The organism is Enterococcus sp. AZ103, from assembly GCF_051714685.1.
GTDB lineage: Bacteria > Bacillota > Bacilli > Lactobacillales > Enterococcaceae > Enterococcus_A > Enterococcus_A alishanensis.
Genome location: NZ_JBIOSI010000001.1, coordinates 2,590,466 through 2,613,180 on the forward strand (window position 1 = coordinate 2,590,466; position 22,715 = coordinate 2,613,180).

A 22,715-nucleotide genomic window follows, 5' to 3' on the forward strand; every position below is an offset into this window, starting at 1 on the left:
TTACTCACCCCAAATTCGTATAATCTCAGCTTTAAAGGCTTCAGCAGCTTTGACTGGATCAGGTGCCGCTGAAATCCCACGACCTGTAATAAAATTATAGACTGCCAAACCTTCAAATAATTTCAATGTTTCAACCGTCAACCCACCAGTAACTGATACATTGAATCCCATATCAATTAATTTTTTTACTTTTGTTAAATCTTTTTCACCCCAAGTTTCACCTGATAATAAAGCATCACGACTTTGATGATAGATTGCCTGCGTGATTCCTAAATCTAACCATTGCTGTGCTTGTTCAAATGTCCAATCCCCATATAGTTCCACTTGAAGTTCTTTAATTTCTTCCTTTGCAGCTGCCATTGTTGGTAAAGTAGCGCAACAAATAACAGTCATAAAATCTGCTCCTGCAACAGCGACGTTCTTAGCGACTGTTCCTCCTGCATCGGCGCATTTAGTATCAGCAATAATTATTTTTTCAGGAAATAGGCTACGGATACAACTAATGGCACGATGGCCCTCTTGTAAACATAATATTGTTCCTACCTCAATGATATCGACAACATCACCAACTTTGACGATATCAGCCAAAGCAGTTTCTAAATCATTATGATCCAGAGCAATTTGCAATTTTGGTCTCACTATATTAAACCCCTTTTATTTCATTTTTTGATAAATTTCAGACTCAGCAAATTTCTCGCCAATTTCCTTTGCTGACATAACATTTTTGATACCTATCACTGTAGTTCCTTTTTTTTGCGCTTGAGCAAACATACTTAAAAAATTCATAGGAGTGAAAACAACATCATATTGACCTGCTGAGCTTTTACCTTCCGAAATTGCACAGTGATGAATTTTTGTTATAGTTACATCCAAATCTTTCATCGCTTTTTCTACACTTCTCATCATCATTAAACTAGTTCCAGATCCATTTGCACAAGATACTAAAATTCTCATTATAAATCCTCCTTAAAGTAATTAATTGTTTTGAAATTTTTCTGCATACTCTTCATAATCATCTACAATCATAAAATAGCCTTCTGGATTTTTCCGATACTGTAATTGAGGAATAATCAACAATCCAATTACCACGACGGCTACACCTACATAACCTAAAACTTTCATCACTACAGTCATTACTGGCCAAACAGTTGCCCAGTCAAACATTCCAATATAACCGCCAAATTTAGACAAACCAATCCATGTAGCGAATAAAGCAGATCCTCTTACTTGAATTAATCCTGAAATAAATGGGAAAATACATGCTGCTTTAAATCCGCCGCGATTATTTGCAAAAACAGCAATTACAGCATTATCAAAGAACAACGGAATGAAACCAGCAATGACAATTGTTGGTGATTTAAATAAAATTAATAAACCAATCATCACAAACTGACCTAGTGCACCGAATAAGAAACCAACTGTTACAGCATTGGGCGACCCAAATCCAAAAGTAGCAGCTACATCAATCCCGGGAACTGCTCCTGGTAGAATCGTATTGGAGATTCCTTGGAACGATTGTGTTAATTCATCAACGAAAGTACGAACACCCAGTTGTAAAATAGCTAGGTACACTGCAAAGTTCAAAGATGTCGTCATAATGTAAAATAGGAAACTTTGTCCCTGTTCCATAAATCCTGCTTGAACTAGATAATCCTGACCTAATACTAATAAAATAATGCCAAAGAAAAACAACATTAATAAAGAGGTAGCGACCATGTTTTCATTGAAAATTGATAAGAAACCAGGCAATTCCATATCCTCTAATTTTTTATCAGCTTGTTCTGATCGATGATTCTTTCTATCACGTTTCTTCATGAATTCTGCCAACTTAGCAAAAATAAATATGCCAAACATTTGTTGATGGGCTACTGCAAAACCAGCCCCTTCGGTCAATTCTTGAGTAATTCCCACAGTTAAGTTAGAGGCCACCGCCCAATAACATCCTAAAATTAGTCCCATAAAAACCAAAACTTCTATTCGACCTAAATTAGGGAAACAAAATAGTAAAATCCAAAATGCGGTTGCTGCTTGTTGAATTTGAACATTTCCGGTAGTGAATACTGCTCTTAACTTTGTAAATTTCTGAAAACGTACCAATAAAATATTCATAATAAAAGCAATTAGCAATAAAATCATCACGTCACCAAATGTACGACCAAATGTTTTCATTAAACCAGCATCAACAGCATTTTGACCAAAATAAGGATCGGTAACCATCGCGTCTAGATTAAATCGATCTTTCAATCCTACTAGGATCGGGCGGAAATTATTTACCAATCCACCAGAACCTACAGATAAAATAAAATAACCTACAGTAGCCTTTAAAAAACCAGCCAAACACTCATAAAAAGGTCTACGCAGTAAGATATAGCCTAGCAAAACTATAAAACCAATTAAATAGGCTGGTTGCGTCAGAATGTTAGTAGCAAAATATGTCCAAATTTTTAGTAAAAAATCACCCATTCATATCTCCCCCTAGATATTAAATTCTTTCATTATACGTTGATAGTCTTCGATAGACTCACTAGCGACTAGTTGATCAATTAATCCTTCTGTCATCAATAATTCAGACAAGTTCTGAATATTTTCCATATGTTCTTCCGAGTTTTTAGCGGCTAATGTGAAAAAGAGACTGGCTGATTTTTCTTCTTCATCATCACTTTCAAACACAATTGGTGATTTAAATTTTGTAAAAGCTATCGCTGTACCAAAAATCCCTTCACTTTTATCAGAAGAATGAGGCATTGCTACTTGCGGTACAATAACAATATATGGACCGTGTTTTTCAATACATGTGATAATTTCATCAATATATGTTTGATTAATTATTCCCTTATTCAGTAATTGTTGACAACTTTCACTAATTGCCTCCCGCCAATCAGTAATTGTTTTTTCTGAATAACTTACTAACTCATTTTCAAAAAAATATTTAAGCATTTTAATACCCTCTTTTCTTATAAGAATGATGGGAATGGCGTATCATTTTCGATAGAAAAAGCATCATCAAATCCACGATAAAAGTTAAATTCCAAATCGTCTTTATCTGTTGGATAAGTAAATTTCCCGCCTACTTGCCAAATGAAAGGTTTAAACTGATATTTCAAACGATCCTTTTTAAACTGCCACAATTCAGTGATCTCTTTTGGGTCCGCCATAAAATTCGCCCAAATATCGTAATGAACAGGGATAACAACTTTAGCATTTAATGATTCCGCCATTCGAAGCATATCGACAGAGGTAACTTTGTCAGTAATTCCTCGTGGATTTTCCCCATAGGCTCCTAAACAAACATCAATTGTATGTTCATTTCCATGCTTAGCAAACATATTAGAATAATGAGAATCACCTGCATGATAAATATTTCCACCAGAAGTTTCAAATAAATAATTAACTGCTATTTGATCCATATCTTGAGGTAATTTTCCTTTCAATGATACAGCAGGATCTTCACAAGTTACCAAAGCAGTACGATCAAATGCTTCTAAAGCAACTATTTTAATATCTTTAACCTGTACTTCATCTCCTGGTTTAACAATGATAGTTTTTTCTTCAGGGATCCCCCACTTCAACCAAGTAGCTACCACTTCTTTTGGCCCAATAAATTTTGCTGTTGGGCAGTTTTGATGGACCGCAGCAGCAGTATTAATATCTAAATGGTCTGAATGAATATGAGTAACAACTAATGCATCCACATTTTTGATCTCAAAAGGATCAATTACAAATGGCTGTGTACGTAAATTAGGTTGCATTTTTTGAACACCACTCATTCGCATCATTTGATGACCTTTTTTCATTTGACCATTTCCATGGCTACGTTTACCTGTACCACACCATAAATCACACAAAATGTTTGTTCCGGCAGCAGATTTCAGCCAGATACCTGTGCATCCAAGCCACCACATTGAAACAGTCCCATCTTTTACTTCAGTTTCCTCAATTTCTTCGTTTAAATAAGTCCCCCATTCTGGGAAGGTACTCAAAATCCAATCTTCTTTTGAAATATTATCTACCGTATTCGCCATAATTGAATCTCCTTAAATGATTTATTTGTTCTTTACATTTACAATCATATATTCAAAAAATCATTATGAAAACCCTTTTTTATGACCGTTAGAACATTATATGATTTTTTTGGATTAATTAATCTTTTTTTGTTGTATACTTGTTCATATGAGATATAAATAAAAAATTTTAAAGGAGGAACCTCAGTGAAAAATTCCATTGCCACTATTGAACAACGTCACAAAAATATTTTGAATATTTTAGAACAACATGAACGGATGACTACACAAGAGTTAGCAAACTCGTTAGGGGTATCGATTAGTACCATTCGTCGGGACCTGAATGTTCTAGAAGAGAAAAATGATATTCAACGTAAATATGGTTACTGCATTTTTAATTACGACAATCAAAAAAATTTCGATGCATCTGGTCCTGAATTAATCAAGCAATCTATCGCAAGAATTGCCAGTACTTATGTAAGCGATTACGATACTGTCTTTATTAATTCAAGTTCCACTGCTTTAAATACTGTGAATTACTTAAAAGCCAAACATTTAACTATTGTCACCAATAATTTGAAAATTGCTCACTTACCTCACAATGCAAACTATAATTACATTTTAACTGGAGGAGAATTACGTTTTCCAAAAGAAGTCTTAGTGGGTGATATCGCGATAGATACAATCACTTCCACTAATGCAGATATTTGTATTATTGGCTGTAGTGGTGTTGATATAGTAAATGGCGTTACTACCAAAATTTTAAACGAAGCAAAAATCAACGAACTCATGATTAAACAAACCGTTAAATATAAAATACTCGTTGCGGATCATCGAAAAGTCGGGTTAACTTCCAAATTCAAAATCGCTGATCTTTCTGTCTTTGATTGTTTAATCACCGATCGGTATTGTCCACCAAAATTAATTACTCAAATCGAAAAGGCTGGATTAAAAGTAATAAAAGTACAATAGCCAACATAAAAAAAACGCGAGGTTTTTCCTCGCGTTTGACTGTGAACAAGATCCCGTTTATAGATGCAATTGCAGCTTTTGCTTTTTGTAAGATTAAAGGCGAATACAAATGAAAAATTATTCGATGATAATCTCAAGCATGATGTATTCTTTAGGTTATCAGTATATACCGGCATGGGAAAACAAGAAATTTCTTCAATTTAATGGAATAACAAAAATTTTAAAAAGAAAACGTAAATATTCATCGAGCCTTCCTCAGAGACTTAGACAGTAATTATACATTGCTGACCGGGCAACTATTGCCACTTTTAAACGTATTTTTATTATTCATAGTGACATACTAGAAATTATGAACAAATGGCAAAAAACAGCAAAAACGCGTATGAAGGATTGATAATCAATTAAGCTGCTTAACATCTGGAATCAAAGGTGTTAAGCAGCTTATAAATTGTGGCTCATGACACACAGGAAATATCACCATCTAATTGAATAAATAGCATGGTATGAAAGCTTAAATAATAAATATCTAAAGTTTTTTATCAATATCTACTATTATAAAATCTATTTTTAGATTTCCAATCATGTGCAGTATACTTTATTTCTTTTGAGGTCCAACATAAATCTCTAAATGTTGTGGTAGAATTTTAAAACACAATGGTAACCCTGGACCTTCATCACCATCTACACTAGGATGCAAATCAACCTCTTCTTTAACTGATAAACTGCCTTCAGTGAAAGGTTGGTAACCAATGTAATCTGTCGAATGATCGATTCCCTTTATAATATCTGGGACACTTTTTACCATTTCGAGCACATTTTGGTTCTTCAGATATATCAGATACATTTTGCCATCATCAGGCCTAGCTTCTGGCACAATATGACCGTAACCACCGATAGTTTGGGTTAGCGCAATGACGACAGCGCTACTTTCAATTGTTCTTTTTTCACCTTCGATTTCTAACTCAAAATGATAACTTTCATCTTTTAGCACTTGCTTGAAACCAGAAGTAAAATAAGCTAATTTACCAAACTTAGTTTTTTCTTCAACCTCCACGTCACTGATAGCTTCAGGAATTCCACCGACTGCAACAATATTCATAAAATAATTTTCGTTGACTTTTCCAATGTCTAAAGCTATCCGACGAGCCAAATCCAATTCAGCAATCGCTTCTTCTGGTTCCATTGAGATATTCAGCGAGCGAGCCAAATCATTTACTGTACCTAATGGAAAGAAGCCAAATTTCGGTCGGTATTCTTGTTCTGCTAAACCACTGATCACCTCATTAACTGTTCCGTCACCACCCATAGCAAAAACACTGTCTACTTTATCTTTCACTGCTTGGTTCGCAAATTTAGTTGCATCTCCAGTGTCTCTTGTATGCTGTACCTCTACTTCATTAAATATATCCGTCAGTTTTTCCTTGACCAATTTCTCATATTCTTGAGCTTCCTCATTACCAGAACTAGGATTTACAATCAATACTGCTTTTTTCATTGTCGGACTGCTCCTTTCTTGCTATTTATCTATTTAGTATAGCAGGAATAATAACCTTTCATCTGTACATAGGATTATCAAATTTATTTGTACGTCTTCCTTATAAAACATCAATAATCAGAAAATTTTCTATATTATTTAAAAAAAGCTATTGATATTTTTTTAACATCTTGTTTCTTCTATTACTTAGGTATATATTGTTCTCCATTCTAATATCAGAAAATCAAAATTGAATTCACAAAATCAGCCATCAATCTCTCACCTCCAGCCCACAATCTCATATTTTTTTAAACTTATTTTAACTAAATTTCCATTTTTAGATTGACAAAGAGATATCTATTTTGTAAACTGTAAAGAAATATTGATACAATATTCCGAAAATTCAAAAAATAGTAGGTGAAGACAATGATGGAAAAAAATCAGATGGCAATTATTATTTTATTATTATAGCTGGGACTTTTTTGAGAATCTAATCAAAAAGTCCCTATTCACATTGCATTTAAAAGAAGGAAGAACTTCTTTTATGGAATGTTTTTTTTATACTCAATTTCAGTATTAGAAAAATAACATTTGTCATGATTTTGACTATCGCTACTATATTTAACAAATCAACTGATTAAGAAAGAAGGAAAATAATATGAGTCAAACAGTCTTTTTACCTAACTATACAATTGGTGTCGATGCTTATGAGCAAATCACAGATATCGTAAAAGAATACGGTAGCAACGCAGTTATGATTGGTGGCGAAACAGCACTAGAAAAAGCCGAAACAAAAATTAAAGAAGCACTATCACAAGAAATCGAAGTCACTAATACCCTTTGGTACGGTGGTAACTCAACTTATGAAAATGTCGAAAAATTAGTGAATAATGCTGATGTCCAAAAGGCAGATGTTCTTTTTGCAGTAGGAGGCGGCCGTGTTTGTGATACAGTCAAAGTAGTTGCTGAGAAAATGGGAAAAACGGTTTTCACTTTTCCTACAATTGGTTCAAATTGTTCACCAGTAACTGCAGTCTGTGTGATGTATACCGAAGAAGGTGAAATGCAAGGTCTCTTTTTCCCATCTAAACCACCTACGCATACATTTATCGATACTGCTATTATCGCCAAGGCACCAGATAAATATTTGTGGGCTGGCGTTGGAGATGCACTTTCTAAAGAAATTGAATCAACTTTCTCTGCTCGTGGAGACCAACTAGATTACACCGACGGATTAGGTATTCAAATTGGAAAAATGTGTACTGATCGTCTGTTGGAATATGGTACACAGGCCTTAAAAGACAGTTCTGCAGGGATTCCATCTTTTGCCATTGAACAAGTGGTTGCCGATATTATTGTTACTACTGGTTTAGTTTCAGTATTAGTAATCAATGACTATAACTCTGCGATGGCTCATTCTTTTTATTATGGCACAACAGTTCTTAAAAAAATGGAAGACTATTTACATGGGGCTTCTGTAAGTTACGGTGTTTTAGCCTTGTTAAAAATGGATCAGCAAGACGCTCTTTTTGAACGAGTTTATCGCTTCATGAAAGAAAATAAACTTCCAGTTTCACTAACCGAAATGGGACTAAATAATACAACCGACTTGACCGCTATTATCGATAAGGCGATGTCCACGAATGATATCGTTCATGTTCCTTATGAGATTACACAGGATATGTTTAAACAAGCAATCTTTGATGTTGAAGCTTATCAACTATCATAAATTTTTCAATCCAATCAATTAAAAATTTCTGAGAATATTTCTCTGATAAAAAAAGCTATAAATTGGTATTATCACGCCAATTTATAGCTTTAGTTTTTAATATAATCTTGTCAATTGACTGGGAACAAATGGTTGTTACTTAATTAGTTATTATTTACTTCCAAATGAAATACATCCGGCCGTGAATAATGCCCAGTCGGATCAAAATCCATTCGACTTAACGGTACTTGTTCCATGTCTAATTCTTGATAAATAATGGTCTCTTTATTCCAAACTGGTTCAACTAAATACTTCCCAAAAGGACTGACAATACAGCTACCTCCTGGACACAAATCTTCAGGTAATGCAGCTAATTCATTTTGAGAATGCAAGCCTTCTGGATACTGAGATTTTGTCACATGTTGATTACAACCAATCACAAAACAGCGTCCCTCCATCGCAATATGTTGCATCGTATGTTGCCATTCTTCACGATTATCGGCTGTCGGTGCCAAATAAATCGAAACGCCCTTTTGATATAAAGCAGCCCTAGCTAATGGCATATAGTTTTCCCAACAAATTAATCCACCCATTGTGCCAAATACTGTATCTACAGTCGAAATTGCCCCTTCATTTCCGTCACCCCAGATACAACGTTCTGTACCAGTCGGTTTTAGTTTGCGGTGTTTCGACACAATTTTGCCTTCTGGACTAAAAATAATAAAGGTACAATACAAAGTACAATTTTTTTCATCTCTTTCATTAATACCGATGGCAACATAGGCATTCGCTTCTTTGGCTGCACTTGCAATTCGATCGGTATCTTTACTGGGAACTACGACTGAATTGTCATAAAGTAATTTCCAATCTTGCCGACCTTCCATTGTTCGACTGCCTACAACAAATCCATATGAAAAACCTCTGGGATAGCAAGGAATAAAGGCTTCAGGGAAAACAATTAAATCGGCAGACTTTTGACTGGCATCTTCTATTAAAGCAATCGTCTTATCAATCGTTTTTTCTTTATCAAATAGAACAGGAGCTGCTTGAACAACGGCAACTTTACATTTACTTTTTTCAAAATCAATCATGGTAATGCCTCCTTAGATTATATTACATTTATTCTATCATTATTATTGTCAACAAAATCAATATAAAATAAAAAAATGTACCTATACCTATTAAATAGATATAAGTACATTTGATCTGATTTATTCAGCAAATTTATTCTTGTGATCGTAATAATCAAAATGAATATCGTCACTAACTAAATAATTATAAATATCATCAACGATTTCAATTCCGTTTTCTGCATATTTTTGTTCCCGCATTCGGCCTCGTTCACCAGGATAATTGACTTCTTTAAATCCTTCGCTTGGTACGATTTCTTTGATTTCATCTAACATGGTTGAAATTGATTTTTTAAATGTATCTAACCCAACAAAATATTCAGGATTGATGACTACATGAAGTTGTCCTAATTCACGTCCTTTAGAAAGATCATGATACATAGAAGACACATGTTTACCAAATGGTACGCCCAATAACACACCAGATAAAATATCAACCATCATCATTAAGCCGTAACCTTTTGGCCCAGCGATTGGTAACAAAGCATTCACTTTAGTTGAATCAGTGGTAGAATTTCCTTGTTCATCGACTGCCCATGAATCTGGAATAGATTCTTTACGAGAACGGGCATGTAAGATTTTTCCCCAGGCTTGAACTGTTGTAGCCATATCAAAAGTAATAATTCTATCATCATTACTCGGTGCAGCAAAAGCAATCGGATTGGTTCCAAAATAAGGTTCACTACCGCCAAAAGGTACAACCATTGGATCAGATTGACACATGGACAATGCAACCATATCATGAGTAGCTGCTCTTTCTACATAATAAGCTAGTGCGCCACTATGAGAAATATTTCTAATACCAACAACAGCAATACCGGTTTCTTTCGCGATTTCGATAGCATGATCCATCGCTTTTTCAGCAGCAACGAAACCTGAACCATTATCTCCTTCAAAAATGCCAACACTGGGACCAGTTTTTTTGAATTCAAATTTTGGATTTTGCGTGATACCACCTTTAGCAATCCGTTCTGAATAATATTCTACTCGCATTGCACCATGAGAATGAATCCCTCTTGCATCAGCAAAGGTTAAAACATCACTAACAATCGCTGCTTGATCTTCAGACAAACCTGCCTTATGAATTTTGTTTTGGATTAATTGATGTAAATCTTCTTTTGTTACGCGCATTTTCTTCACCTGTTCCTTTTTATTTTCAGACAAATAAACTTTTTCTAGTTAATAGTAAGCGTTTTCTGAGATTCTATCATTGGTTAAAACGAACAATAAACTGAATCTAATTGTCTGTTTTAACCAAAAAAGTTCCTATCACCTGAATGGCGATAGGAACTTTCCTTTAATTATATTTCTTTTTGTAAAATGTAAAAGCAGCTAATATCAACAGTATGATCGTACCAATCACTATTAGAATTGGTGAACTACTATTACCTGTTTTTGGTAAATACGTGTGGTTCCTACCAGCCGACTGTATAGCAGAGGTATTGCTTAATAATGATTTTTTGGATGTATCGTCATTGGTTGGATCTTTTTTGGTTGGTTGCTCTTTTTGATTTTCCTTTGTCAGATTAATCATATCAAAATTTTTCGTTGTTATTTCAAAGTCAATTGGTTGACTGTCTAATTTGTAACCCAATGGTGCTTTCGTTTCAACCAATTGATACTTTCCTACAGCTAATTTTTCAATTAATAATTTACCATCTTCATCGCTGACTAAATTTTCTTTGATGATTTCTCCTGCTTGATCTTGCAAAGTGAATTGAGCATTGGCTAATCCTTCACCAGTCACACTATCGACTTTTTTCATAAGTACACTTGAAGGGATTTGTCTATTGGTCTTTTTCACTTGTACTGCTTGATCTTGCTTACTCTTAATAGTAAATGTTACTGGTTTTTCATCAAGTTCGTAACCTTTTGGTGCTTCTTTTTCGACAAATTGATAATTACCAGGTGATAATTCATCCACTGCCAATCGTCCATTATCATCGGTAGTCATTTTTTCAGTTTTAATAGTTTCATTTTCTTGTGTCTGTAAAACAAATGTTGCACCAGAAAGTGGCTGTCCTGTTAATTCATCGACTTTTTCTAAAATAACACCTTGATTTATTTTTTTATTGGTTTTAGCTAATTCGATTTTTTCTGACGGATCTTTGACAGTAAATTTCACAGGTTTATTATCTTCTTGATAGCCAGTTGGTGCCTTTGTTTCAATCAACTGGTAACTTCCAGCCGGTAGTGTTTCAAATGAAATTTTACCAGATTTGTCAGTAACCAGTTCCAGATCGCTTGGCAAATCCTTTCCTGCGCTGTCTTGCAATTTAAAGGTTGCCCCTGCCAAAGCTTCTCCAGTTTCTTCATCAGTCTTCGTTAATGTAATAGTACCTGGATCTGGGTTTTTAATATTGGTTTTCTCAACAACAATCGCTTCATCTTGTCCTTTAGCAATTGTGAATTCAACTTCTTTTTCATCTAGTTGATAACCAGTTGGTGCCTTCGTTTCAATAAATTGATAATCCCCTGGAGCTAAGTCCTCCACTTTCAACTGTCCTAAGCCATCTGTTGCTAATTCAGATTTTAAGACTATCCCTTGCTTATTTTTCAGTTGGAAAATGGCGCCTTTTAATGGTTCTTTTGTTTGTTCATCAACTTTATTTAATATGACAGAACCAGTTAATAAAGTATTTTCTTTTTCAAGATTAACAACTTGTCCTTGTCGTTCGCTGATGGCAAATGTTACTGGAGTTTGATCTAATTTATATCCATCTGGTGCTTGTGTTTCAATAAATTGATATTCACCAATTGGTAAGTCTTTCACAGTGAAGCGCCCGTCAGTACCGGTCTCATGATCAGAACTAATAATTGTTCCATCGGATTTTTCTAGTTGGAATTTTGCCCCAGCCAACCCTTCTTTTGATATTTGATCGACCTTAGTTAACTCGACACTATTAGGAACAGTCGCTTGATTGACAACTTTGATAGTAGCCATTTTTTCAGTCAAGGTAATTGCTTTACCTTCTTGATAATCAGGATTAATTTCATAGCCGTTTGGCGCTTTGGTCTCTTTTAATAGGTAATTATCTAATGGTAGTCCTTCAAAAGTTAGCTCACCATTTTCATCAGTATCAGCCTTCAAGCCGGTTTCTGTTCCATCAGCTTTAAGGATTTCAAAAGTTGCGCCAGCTAAAGGTTCATCTTTATCATTGACTTTTAGTACCGATAAATTATCAGTCTTAATCACTCCAGAGCCGCTTCCGCTAGTAAAGCTTAAATTAACGGTTGCTGTACTTTGACGATAATACGTTCCTAAGCCGCCATAACTTGCTGAATTGACTTGAGAAAGATTTTTTACTGCACCAGGAAATTCACTGACCGTATTATAAGTCACTTGAATATTGCTTTCTGCCTGATAATCTAAGAAATTAATTTTGAAAGAATTTCCGCTTATGGTTAAGCGGTAATGTTCAGTACCAATTTTTTCACCAGTTGCCGTATCGGTTACGACAAAAGAAGTTGGATCATAAGTTGCATTAGTCGTTCCCTGAGTTAAGGTATCTGTAATTTCAGGATTATTAACTGGTAAATCAGTGGAAATATTCTTAGTTGTAATTGTCCAGTTGGCAACATTTTCTTTTGTGGCATCTTTAGCAACTGCTTTTTGTAACGCTGACTGATAGTTATAAGCATAAACACTATATTTTAAATCAATTGGTGCTTTATCATCATAGGTTACCTTAGCAACATTATCTAATTTTTGATAAACATACCAATCTTTTTTCACTCTTGTCCGATATTTTACATAGACCCGTTTTGAGCCTAAGTTGGCGAACTCTAAGTTCATTTGATTATCTTTAATATCGATTTTTGTTGGATACGCGTCTGAACCTTCTGGTACTAATTTATAGTCTGTCGACAGATAGTTAGCCATGTTTTCAATCATCGACTGACTCGTTACTTCTTCAAAACGTAAAGAATCTGGAACCAACTCAGTTCCTGCTGGTAAAGTATCTTCAAGTTTCGTCAGATTAAAATCTGAACCTTTTGAGTTTAAAAATACTAACCAATCTTGATATAAATATTTTTCTGATGTTTGATTGGATGTTTGGCCTATTTTTGTTGCTCCTGTGTAATAAGGATCTGTAAAAGTTCCTTTAGCTTCATATTCAACAACACCGGGAACATCGCCATAATTCAAAGTAGCTTTATTTTTTACTTCAGTTTTTTGACCTGAAGAATCAATTTTAGTTTTAATGGTAATCACCAAAGTATCTTTTAGATTTTGATAGTCACCTAAAAAATCAATTCTTATACCACCATTAAAACTATCTGGTGCGCCATTCACATTTGGCTGTGCGCCAACAGGAGAACCATTTTCATCAAACTTAGTCACTTTATAATCGACACCTTCAACTAAAGGTGTTGATTCTGTTTCTGAAATTTTCTTACTGATTGTTACACCTGAATAATCTTTTACTGCGCCAATAAAGTAATCGTGAACAACGGGATTTTTCATAGTATATTTCTCCGCATTCACAGTGATGCTCCATTCCATAGTACGGTCGAAAATATCTATTTTTCCGGCTTCTTTTGTTAAAAGATTGGGAATCAAACTAACTTGAACTTCTTTATTTATTGTTCCGTTGGTAACTTTATTTTTAATAATTCGTTCAGTTGGATCAGTTATTTTTGTGGAATATTTTATGATATACGCTTGCGTAGTGTTAGCCTTAGTCGTTAAAGTTAATGACCCATCCGTATTGGCTGACTGGTCAAAATCACCACTTCCATCACCTTTTGCTTGAACATCATAACTATTGCCACTAGTATAATTCAAATCAACTTTTTGAATATCTAGTGATCCATCTACCATCTCGACACCTTGATCTGCTAAGTTTGTTATTAGCTTAGAAGTAGATGTTAACGGCTGTTGATTGAAATTGTATTTGATCTCCCAATCAATCATGCCTGTTTCTTGATTAATTTTGCCACTGGCTTGTAACGGCTGCAAAGTGACAAAAGTTTTACTAGCAAATGCAGAATTCACTTGTGTTTCATTTTCATAAGTATAAGCATAGTTATATAAATAATTGTATTCATACCCTGCAATACCATCATCAACATAATTTTTTCCATCAATCCCAGAAATAGTAGCTTCTGTGACAATTGCTTTTTTTCCAATGGATTTTAACAAAGTAATATCAGCTGTCGCTTGAGAGGTATCATTGCCTTTGTAAGTAATTTGATAGTCCTCATCTTGTTTTAGCAGTGTTTTACTACCAACAATTGTGCCATTAAAATCAACATCACTAGAATAGACCTTAATTTCATCATAATTTAGTTTACTAGTATTATTGTTGACATAGATTTGATAGCGACGATTGGTATTGTCTGTCCGATCTAAATTAAAAACGGAATTGATCTTTGCTGTCTTTGGATTCAGAGTATCTGAAGTGATGGTTGTCGTCGTCTTTCCCTTATCAATACTGGAAGTCATTTCAAGCGTATAAATGGTCTGTTGAGGTGTTGTATCAAAAACTATTTTTTGGCTTTCTTCATCGACACCAGATATTTTTTCTAACGAAGTCACTAACGTTAGATCATAGTTTTCTGAAGAAACATTATCTTCTAAAAAAGTAATCGTTAACTCTTTAGTAGCAGCGCTAATGGACCATTTTGCTGAAGTCATTGGACTAAAATCACCAGATAAATCCTTTGCAATTGCTAACTGTGCTGGTAACTGTGTAGTAAATGTATCCCCTGCTTGGTAATTTTTATTGGCAAATGAAAAATTCATAGTTAGCTTGATACCTGACATATTCGGTATCGTATCAGTTGGTTGAATTTCATCGCCATTAATTTTATACATTTTAATAGAAGTAAAAATATTATCACTGATTGCTGCTTTGGTTTTTTTAGGAGTGACCGGCTTATTCTCATTTGATTGCTCCGTTGATTTAGAACTTTCAGTCGTCTTATTTTCTTCCGAGCTTAAAATAGAAGAAGACACTTTTCCTAACTCACTAGTTGTAGATGTTTTTTCTGAATTGGTTGTAGCGGTTGAAGCTTCTTGTGCATAAGTAATTGTTGGCATTAAAATTTGTAAAATTAATATTGACACAACAAACAATACAGATAATTTCTTTTTCATAAAAATGACACCTTTCCTTTAAAAAATTTTAAAAAAAACTTGTTTTTTATAAGAACAAAATAAAAAACATTATAATTAACTTCAAATTCCATCATAACTGTTTTTATTTGTGAGTTATCTTTTTTGAAACCGTTTGCATCGTTTGTTATATCATTTACATCAATAATTTTTTTAATAAGTCCATTAATTATTAAAATTCAGTTCAATCAATAAAATAATTCAAGGAAAAAAAATGATTCTCAATATATAAATAGCTATTTCCACAATATTTAGTAAATTTTTTTCTGTTATCAAGGCTTTTTCTGATAATTATTTAGGAAATAGGCCGTATAAAAAGAAGAAAATTCAGTTTTTCAGATTTTTTCTAGGTCATTTGAATCCAATTATTTATCTTTACTTGTTAAGCTAGGATTAATCAGAACAGAGGAGGAGTTTAAAATGAATAAAAAGAAATGGCTAATTCTGGTAGCGGCAATTATATTTACAGAATTAGTAGGTGGATTGTCTGGCTTATTAGCCGGTAATTCTCGCAGTATTTATGAATCTTTTGATAAAATCCCGTTGGCACCGCCGGGTTCACTATTCGGAATTGTTTGGCCAATTTTATATTTAATGATGGGTGTCTCACTTTTTTTCATTATTACCGGAAACATCCGTCAAACTCACAAAAGAAATGCTTATCTGTTATACGCTATCCAGTTATTACTTAATTTTACATGGAGTTTAATATTTTTTGGCGGAAATCAAATGGGACTGGCAATTATTAACATTCTCGCCTTGGATATTGTCGTTGCTTATCAAATTTTTTATTACCACAAACTTTCAAAACCGGCAGCATATCTATTGATTCCTTACCTAGTTTGGATTTTATTTGCTACTTATTTAAATATTGGTTTTGCCTTGATAAACTAAAAAAAGCCTGCTAGATGTAGTGACCCCAAATAGTTAGACTTTTTTGGAGTGGAGAAATCCACTCCTTTTTTCTTTGTTTTTACTGCTATTATATTTTAAGCTGCTTTCAATGCCGATTTTCTAAATTGCACCGGACTCTGCCAATTTAATTTTTTCTTCATACGTTCATGATTGTAGTAATAAATGTAATTATCAATTGCTTGTTTCAATTCCTCAAAGCTATGAAATTCTCGTCCATAATAAATTTCTTGTTTTAATAAACTAAAGAAATTCTCCATGATTGAATTATCCAAGCAGGTGCCCTTACGGGACATACTTTGAAATATTTTATGTTCTTTTAATTTATGATTGTATGCCTTCATTTGATAAGCCCAGCCTTGATCAGAATGAAAGGTTCGACGGTAGAGACAGTCTTTTGTTACTTGAATCGCTTCTTCCAATGCCTCCATGATCGCTAGTGCATTTGGCTTTTCAGAAATACGATAAGAAATAATCTCACTGTTGTACATATCTAAAAAGGGATCAAGATACAGTTTCTTTTCACGAATGGTCCCGGATTTGTCTAGTTCAAAATATTTTAGCTCTGTCGTATCTGTCGTAATCTTTTGATGACAAATGCTTGTGCAAAAGCGTCGATGAATTCGATTTTTCGTAACCGCACCGATCTTCCCACGATAAGAATGATAACGACGAGATTTCCTCGTGAATGAGCGGACCTCAATACCCAGTTTCCTAATCAAGCGTTGCACTTTCTTCTTGTTTACATGGAACCCACGATTACATAATTCCTTTGTTAGGCGCAAACAGCCATAATCCTTATGTTGGCTTCTTATCTTAAGTATTTCCTCTTCAATTTCTTGATCTGGATTTTGTCGATCAAACCGTTTTTGCCAATACATAAAGGTCGATTTAGGGAATTTCAAAGTTTCAAGAAGCTCAACTAATTTGAAGGATCCTCGGAGGCTGTCGATGATTCGTGCGATTGATTCTTTCGTCTTTGTTGGGCTTCCTGTTTTCGCAGCTTCCTCAATTCTTTTAAAAAAGCATTTTCAATCTGAAGAGAACGGACTTGTTTTTCTAATTCCTTGATGCGATCACGTTCTTCAAGGGTTGCTTTGTTTGCCTTTGGATTTTCTTTTTTCTTAGACAAAATCGGCGGACGTCCTTTCTTTTTTGAGAGTCCATCTACTCCTTCTGCACGAAAGGTTCTCATCCAATTGGCGATTAATGCAGGATTGTTTATCCCTAAATGATTCGCCACTTCACGATAGGACAACTCAGTTGTTTGATATAACTCTATCGCATCCATCTTGAATTGAACAGAATAACTTTGATTTTGTCGTTTACGAAGAAGCCCTTCTTCACCAAATTCTTGATAAGCATTGAGCCAATTTTTCATTTGATTTTCTGACTTCAACCCGTGTTTCTTAGATAAATAGGAGAAACCTCCTTTTCCGTCAAGATACTCTTGAAGGATTTTCAGTTTGAATTCAAAACTATATTTAACCATAAAAATACCGACCTCCAGAAGTTAGATTTTTGGTCTAACTTTTTGGGGTCGGTACAAGATTTATAAAAATCTAGCAGGGCTTTTTATTTTTTTAATAAATGTCAATAAAATCGCCAATCGCAAATGATGGAAATACTTCAGGAGAAGCAACTATTGCCCCTGGTAAGACTTCCGTTTCTTCATTCCGAAAATAAATAGAAATATGTCCTAATTCATCAAAATTCTGATTGGCAGCATCTCCAATTGATTGAATGTGATATTCTTGTTGATTAATTTTAATTTTCCCATTAGCCTTTAGGGGACTTTTTTCTATTTCAACTGGTTCGTGAACCACACAAATCGGTAATAATTCAGCCGTTACTTGTTGACCAAATAAAATCAGTAGCTTTTCTTCTTCAAAAGCCGGCACCATTTCACCGATATCAGTAATTTTTATTCGTACCATCAATTATCTCCTTTTTTACATATGGATTGGTAAACCTAAACCAACTTCACTGGCATCCATCACCATCTCTGATAAGGTTGGATGACCATGAATTGTTAGTGCTATGTCTTCTAATGTTAAATAAGATTCGATTGCCAAAGTAATTTCAGCGACTAAATCACTGGCATTTACTCCAACAATTTGTGCACCGACAACTAATTCAGTATCCTTTTCAAAAACTAAACGAACAAAGCCTTCTGTTGCATTTAATGACAAGGCACGACCATTGGCTTGCATTGGAAAGTTTGCCGTAGACACTTTTAAACCAGCTTCTTGTGCTTCTTTTTTAGTCAGTCCTACAGTAGCCACTTCGGGATCTGTAAAGCAAACTGCTGGTATCACACGATAATCTTTTTTCACATTTTTTCCAGCAATCACTTCAGCCGCTACTTTTGCTTCATAGCTTGCTTTATGAGCGAGTGCCAGGCCTGCAACTACATCACCAATCGCATAAATATTTTTTTCCTGGGTCTGATATTGATCACTCACAGGAATTAGTCCTTTTGAATCAGGCATGATAGCTAAATTATCCAAACCTAAATTGGCAGTATTGGATTTTCTGCCAACAGTGACCATTACATAATCTGCTGTCATTTTTTCTTTTTTTTCATTAACATCAATTTCAATCGTTACCGAGTCATTCGTCTGATCAGCTTTTAGCGCTTTAGCTGAAGTAACTACTCTTATATTTTTTTCTTTGAAACCTTTAACCACTAAAGCTTGAATATCCGATTCAAACGCTGGTAAAATATTAGAGCTACCTTCGACAATTGTCACTTTTGCACCTAAGTTGGCGTAAGCACCTGCCAATTCACAACCGATATAGCCGCCGCCAACTACAATTAATTCTTTAGGAATTTCTTTTAGATTTAGTCCTCCTGTAGAATCAATCACTCTTCCTTCAAACTTAAAATTAGGAATTTCAATTGGCGAACTGCCAGTAGCAATAATCGCTTGTTTAAACATTAGCTTTTCATCGCCATTTTTCGTCTTTACCTGCAAGGTTTTCTTATCAAGAAAAGAGCCAAAGCCTTCCATAATTGTGACGCCATTTTTCTTTAAAAGAGCACGAATACCATTCGTTAAAGTTTTTACAACTTGTTGGTCTTTCCATTTTTGGGTTTTGCTGAAATCTAACGTCACTTCTTTTGTCTTTACGCCTAAAAAATCCGATGATTGTGCTTCTTGAAAACGGTGGCCGGCAGTAATCAGAGCCTTTGAGGGAATACATCCAACATTTAGACAGACACCACCAATTTCTCAAGCTTCAACTATCGTCACTTTTTGACCCAATTGTGCCGCGCGAATTGCTGCTACATAACCTCCGGGACCTGCCCCAAGTACAACGGTTTCTGTTTCTCTCACAAACTTAACCTCCTTAAAGTAACAGTCCTAATGGGTTTTCCAACAATTCAACAATTCTAGATAAAAAGGCTGCCGCCGGTGCACCATCTGCTACACGATGATCAAAAGATAGACTTAAATTCAGTGTTGGCACCTCTACAAATTCGGGTCCAACTTCACTTTCAACCATTTTCCAAACTGATTTCATGCCACCTACTCCAAGAATCGCCACTTCTGGCGCATTGATAATCGGGTTAAACGACTGAACTTTTGAACGTCCCAAAGAGCTGATGGTAAATGTACCACCTTGTAAGTCATCACCAGTTAATTGACCATTACGGGCTTTACTAGTCAGTTCTTTGGTCTGTTTCGTCAAATCAGCCAAGCCCATTTTGTTAGCTTCTTTAATCACTGGAACCAGTAAGCCATCCGACACTGCTACTGCTATGCCTAAATCAATTTGGCTATATTGATAGATAGCGTCTTCTTTTCCATGGGCATTAAAAATTGGAAACTCTTTTAAGGCGACCATCGTTGCTTTCATAATAATTTCAGTGTAAGAAATACGTTCAGCAGTTTGAGCCTCCACCATTGGTAAGACTTGTTCACGTAATTCTTTTGCCTTAATCATATTGACTTCTGCTTGCATTGTTACATGAGGAATCGTTGTTTTACTGTACGACATACGATCAGCAATGACTTTTCGCATACCTTCCCAGGCAATAACTTCCACATCACTTTCAATTTCATGACTATTTTTACCAGTAGTTTTAGGAGATTGATAATTTTTTACATCTAACGCTTGTATTCTTCCCTTGGGACCTGAACCATTGATTTCAGCTAAATTGATTTGTTTTTCATTAGCTATTCGTCTGGCTGCTGGTGTTGCCCGAATTTTTGAAGTAGCTATATTTTCAGTTTTTGCTTCAGGCGTTGCCCCTGCTGTCTCACTAATTACTACTTCGGTCTCTACTATTTCAACACTAGGCGTAGTCTCAGGGACAATTTCTCCAGCTTCACCAATATAAGCAATCACTGAATTAACTGGCGCACTTTCACCATCACCAATGTATTTTTTTAATAGCATGCCTTCTTCATAAGCCTCAACTTCGATCGCAATTTTATCGGTCATCACTTCAAAGATTGCTTCGCCAATTTCAACAGAATCGCCTTCTTCTTTCAACCAAAGGGTAATGGTTCCTTCATCCATGGTGGAGCTAAGTTTGGGCATCGTTACTTCATGAGCCATCGCTATTCCTCCTAACCTTTCACTAAGTTGCGACAAGCTTCAACAATATCTTCCACTTGTGGCACCGCTAATTTTTCCAAATCAGGATGATAAGGAATCGGCACTTCTTTACCAGCTAAACGAACCAATGGTGCATCCAAAAAGTCAAAACTTTCACTTTCGACAATCACACTAGCTAATTCGGCGCTAAAGCCACTTCTTTTAACAGCTTCTGTCACCACTACGGCTTTACCCGTTTTAATCACTGAATCAATAATCGTTTGCTTATCCAAAGGTACCAATGTTCGAGGATCAACTACTTCAATATCGATTCCTTCAGCTGATAATTTTTCGGCTGCTTCTAAAGCTTTGTGAACCATAATACCTGTTGCCACTACTGTTATATCAGTTCCAGCTTTTTTAATATCTGCTACACCAATTGGAATTGTATATTTTCCTTCTGGTACATCACTTGTGGTGCGATAACAAAGCTTGTGTTCATAAAACATCACTGGATTATCATCTTCGATTGCAGCATGCAGTAGTCCTTTAGCATCATAGGCAGTTGCCGGTTGGATTACTTTTAAACCGGGAACATGCGCTGTCCAATTTTCTAAACTTTGAGAATGCTGGGCTGCCGCGCCAGTTCCCGATCCTCCGGGAGTTCGCATAACCAATGGAATTTTAGCTTTTCCACCATACCGCGACTGACTCCGAAAGCACCACCATAAATACCAATATCTTCACCGATCATGAAGACGGTTTCATCTGTGCGCATCGCTTCAGACATTGCCTCTCTTACTGCCTCTGAATACGTAATTTCTCTCATGACAATTCCCTCCTAATCCGCATAAACGTTTTCGTAAAGAGTTTCTAAAGCTGGCATTGGACTTTCTTCTGCAAAAGTCACAGCATCTTCAATTCGTTGTTTTGCCTGTAACCGAATTTCTTCAGCTTCTTCTTCTGTAAAAATGCCCGCTCCGATCATCTGTTCTTTCGCTAAGCGAATCGGATCACGATTTTTTCGCCAATCTTCCTCTTCTTCTTTTGTACGATATTTTTTAGCATCAGATTTTGAATGCCCTTTCCAACGGTAAGTCATTGCCTCAATCAAGGTTGGTCCTTCACCACGGCGGGCTTTTTCTACTGCTGCATAAGTCGTATTAATAACCTCAATCAAATCATTGCCATCGATAGTTACGCCTTCAATCCCATATGCTTTAGCCCGATCAGATAATTTATCTACTCGCATCATTTTCTTAAAAGGACCACTCATACCATATTGATTATTTTCAATAAAAAATATAACAGGTAAATCCCATATCGCAGCTAAATTGACAGACTCATGAAAGCTTCCTTCATTAGTAGAGCCGTCACCAGCATAGGCCAAAGCAACTGTGTCTGTTTTTTTCAACTTCTCAGTCAAAGCAGCTCCGGTTGCAATTGGAAATCCACCACCCACAATACCATTAGCTCCGAGATTTCCTGTGTCGAGATCAGCAATATGCATCGAACCACCTTTACCTTTATTGGTACCAGTCGTTCGACCAAATAATTCTGCCATCATCGCATGAATATTGGTCCCTTTAGCAATCGTCTGACCATGACCGCGGTGAGTAGCAGTGATCCAGTCAGTTTTTCTTAGAACCGCGCCACTTCCTGCTGCAGTTGCTTCTTGACCCACTGCCAAGTGAGTTGTTCCGTGAATCACACCCTTGGCGAAAAGCTGATCCACTTTCTCATCAAAAAAACGAATATTCCACATCGTTTCATATATATCTTTTAATTCTTGATCCTTTAATCCAGCATCATTTGGTAATGACATGCTCATTGCCGACACTCCTTTGTG

The 22,715-nt window shown here is 35.4% G+C and carries 15 protein-coding genes and 3 pseudogenes; 3 read left to right on the forward strand and 15 right to left on the reverse strand.

Features of this window, described 5'->3' with window-relative positions; all coding sequences use genetic code 11:
• Genes ID741_RS12980 through ulaG form a run of 5 tightly spaced genes read right to left on the reverse strand, consistent with a single transcriptional unit; the run spans position 1 to position 4,022 of the window.
• Positions 1-642 carry a 3-keto-L-gulonate-6-phosphate decarboxylase UlaD gene (locus ID741_RS12980; protein ID WP_218324828.1) on the reverse strand — a complete coding sequence of 214 codons (642 nt, stop codon included), beginning with the start codon at positions 640-642 and terminating at the stop codon, positions 1-3.
• A gap of 12 nt (positions 643-654) precedes the next feature.
• Positions 655-954: a PTS sugar transporter subunit IIB gene (locus ID741_RS12985; protein WP_218324776.1), complete on the reverse strand. Its 300-nt coding sequence runs from the start codon at positions 952-954 to the stop codon at positions 655-657.
• Between the two features lie 21 nt (positions 955-975).
• Positions 976-2,463: a PTS ascorbate transporter subunit IIC gene (locus tag ID741_RS12990; protein ID WP_438720244.1), complete on the reverse strand. Its 1,488-nt coding sequence runs from the start codon at positions 2,461-2,463 to the stop codon at positions 976-978.
• 12 nt (positions 2,464-2,475) lie between these two features.
• Positions 2,476-2,937 carry a PTS sugar transporter subunit IIA gene (locus ID741_RS12995; protein WP_438720245.1) on the reverse strand — a complete coding sequence of 154 codons (462 nt, stop codon included), beginning with the start codon at positions 2,935-2,937 and terminating at the stop codon, positions 2,476-2,478.
• 17 nt (positions 2,938-2,954) lie between these two features.
• Entirely contained in the window at positions 2,955-4,022 is a 1,068-nt protein-coding gene (ulaG, locus tag ID741_RS13000; protein ID WP_438720246.1) for an L-ascorbate 6-phosphate lactonase, read from the reverse strand.
• 186 nt (positions 4,023-4,208) lie between these two features.
• On the opposite strand from ulaG, the gene ID741_RS13005 reads away from it, so the two are divergent.
• Complete coding sequence (locus ID741_RS13005) at positions 4,209-4,973, forward strand: DeoR/GlpR family DNA-binding transcription regulator (RefSeq protein ID WP_438720247.1); 765 nt, start codon at positions 4,209-4,211, stop codon at positions 4,971-4,973.
• Between the two features lie 595 nt (positions 4,974-5,568).
• Here ID741_RS13005 and ID741_RS13010 read toward each other — a convergent pair.
• Positions 5,569-6,468, reverse strand: coding sequence for a diacylglycerol/lipid kinase family protein (locus ID741_RS13010; RefSeq protein ID WP_438720248.1), 900 nt, complete (start codon positions 6,466-6,468; stop codon positions 5,569-5,571).
• A 637-nt stretch (positions 6,469-7,105) separates the two neighbouring features.
• On the opposite strand from ID741_RS13010, the gene ID741_RS13015 reads away from it, so the two are divergent.
• Positions 7,106-8,176: an iron-containing alcohol dehydrogenase family protein gene (locus ID741_RS13015; protein ID WP_438720249.1), complete on the forward strand. Its 1,071-nt coding sequence runs from the start codon at positions 7,106-7,108 to the stop codon at positions 8,174-8,176.
• 143 nt (positions 8,177-8,319) lie between these two features.
• Here the strand turns inward: ID741_RS13015 and ID741_RS13020 are convergent, their stop codons facing one another.
• The 3 genes from ID741_RS13020 to ID741_RS13030 all read right to left on the reverse strand — a co-directional run bounded on the left by ID741_RS13020 (position 8,320) and on the right by ID741_RS13030 (position 15,388).
• Positions 8,320-9,246 carry a carbon-nitrogen hydrolase family protein gene (locus ID741_RS13020; protein WP_438720250.1) on the reverse strand — a complete coding sequence of 309 codons (927 nt, stop codon included), beginning with the start codon at positions 9,244-9,246 and terminating at the stop codon, positions 8,320-8,322.
• Positions 9,247-9,366: 120 nt separating this feature from the next.
• The gene (gene allD / locus ID741_RS13025; RefSeq protein ID WP_438720251.1) at positions 9,367-10,416 is read right to left on the reverse strand and encodes an ureidoglycolate dehydrogenase; all 1,050 of its coding nucleotides are present in this window, start codon (positions 10,414-10,416) and stop codon (positions 9,367-9,369) included.
• A 166-nt stretch (positions 10,417-10,582) separates the two neighbouring features.
• Complete coding sequence (locus tag ID741_RS13030; RefSeq protein WP_438720252.1) at positions 10,583-15,388, reverse strand: SpaA isopeptide-forming pilin-related protein; 4,806 nt, start codon at positions 15,386-15,388, stop codon at positions 10,583-10,585.
• 438 nt (positions 15,389-15,826) lie between these two features.
• On the opposite strand from ID741_RS13030, the gene ID741_RS13035 reads away from it, so the two are divergent.
• Positions 15,827-16,300: a TspO/MBR family protein gene (locus tag ID741_RS13035; protein WP_438720253.1), complete on the forward strand. Its 474-nt coding sequence runs from the start codon at positions 15,827-15,829 to the stop codon at positions 16,298-16,300.
• A 95-nt stretch (positions 16,301-16,395) separates the two neighbouring features.
• Here the strand turns inward: ID741_RS13035 and ID741_RS13040 are convergent.
• The 6 genes and pseudogenes from ID741_RS13040 to ID741_RS13065 all read right to left on the reverse strand — a co-directional run bounded on the left by ID741_RS13040 (position 16,396) and on the right by ID741_RS13065 (position 22,697).
• A pseudogene (locus tag ID741_RS13040) lies at positions 16,396-17,810 on the reverse strand (IS3 family transposase).
• Between the two features lie 91 nt (positions 17,811-17,901).
• Complete coding sequence (locus tag ID741_RS13045; RefSeq protein WP_438720254.1) at positions 17,902-18,255, reverse strand: PTS glucitol/sorbitol transporter subunit IIA; 354 nt, start codon at positions 18,253-18,255, stop codon at positions 17,902-17,904.
• 15 nt (positions 18,256-18,270) lie between these two features.
• A pseudogene (lpdA, locus tag ID741_RS13050) lies at positions 18,271-19,659 on the reverse strand (dihydrolipoyl dehydrogenase).
• A gap of 13 nt (positions 19,660-19,672) precedes the next feature.
• A complete protein-coding gene (locus ID741_RS13055; protein WP_438720255.1) occupies positions 19,673-20,887 on the reverse strand; it encodes a dihydrolipoamide acetyltransferase family protein in 1,215 nt (404 codons plus the stop codon).
• Between the two features lie 11 nt (positions 20,888-20,898).
• Positions 20,899-21,695: pseudogene (locus ID741_RS13060) on the reverse strand (alpha-ketoacid dehydrogenase subunit beta).
• Positions 21,696-21,707: 12 nt separating this feature from the next.
• Entirely contained in the window at positions 21,708-22,697 is a 990-nt protein-coding gene (locus tag ID741_RS13065; RefSeq protein WP_438720256.1) for a thiamine pyrophosphate-dependent dehydrogenase E1 component subunit alpha, read from the reverse strand.
• Positions 22,698-22,715 lie beyond the last annotated feature (18 nt).

Coding starts and splice junctions, on each gene's coding strand:
- ID741_RS12985 (WP_218324776.1), bottom strand. CDS start 954: ATGAGAATTTTAGTATCTTGTGCAAATGGATCTGGAACTAGTTTAATG.
- ID741_RS12990 (WP_438720244.1), bottom strand. CDS start 2,463: ATGGGTGATTTTTTACTAAAAATTTGGACATATTTTGCTACTAACATT.
- ID741_RS12995 (WP_438720245.1), bottom strand. CDS start 2,937: ATGCTTAAATATTTTTTTGAAAATGAGTTAGTAAGTTATTCAGAAAAA.
- ulaG (WP_438720246.1), bottom strand. CDS start 4,022: ATGGCGAATACGGTAGATAATATTTCAAAAGAAGATTGGATTTTGAGT.
- ID741_RS13010 (WP_438720248.1), bottom strand. CDS start 6,468: ATGAAAAAAGCAGTATTGATTGTAAATCCTAGTTCTGGTAATGAGGAA.
- ID741_RS13015 (WP_438720249.1), top strand. CDS start 7,106: ATGAGTCAAACAGTCTTTTTACCTAACTATACAATTGGTGTCGATGCT.
- ID741_RS13020 (WP_438720250.1), bottom strand. CDS start 9,246: ATGATTGATTTTGAAAAAAGTAAATGTAAAGTTGCCGTTGTTCAAGCA.
- allD (WP_438720251.1), bottom strand. CDS start 10,416: ATGCGCGTAACAAAAGAAGATTTACATCAATTAATCCAAAACAAAATT.
- ID741_RS13030 (WP_438720252.1), bottom strand. CDS start 15,388: ATGAAAAAGAAATTATCTGTATTGTTTGTTGTGTCAATATTAATTTTA.
- ID741_RS13035 (WP_438720253.1), top strand. CDS start 15,827: ATGAATAAAAAGAAATGGCTAATTCTGGTAGCGGCAATTATATTTACA.
- ID741_RS13045 (WP_438720254.1), bottom strand. CDS start 18,255: ATGGTACGAATAAAAATTACTGATATCGGTGAAATGGTGCCGGCTTTT.
- ID741_RS13055 (WP_438720255.1), bottom strand. CDS start 20,887: ATGGCTCATGAAGTAACGATGCCCAAACTTAGCTCCACCATGGATGAA.
- ID741_RS13065 (WP_438720256.1), bottom strand. CDS start 22,697: ATGAGCATGTCATTACCAAATGATGCTGGATTAAAGGATCAAGAATTA.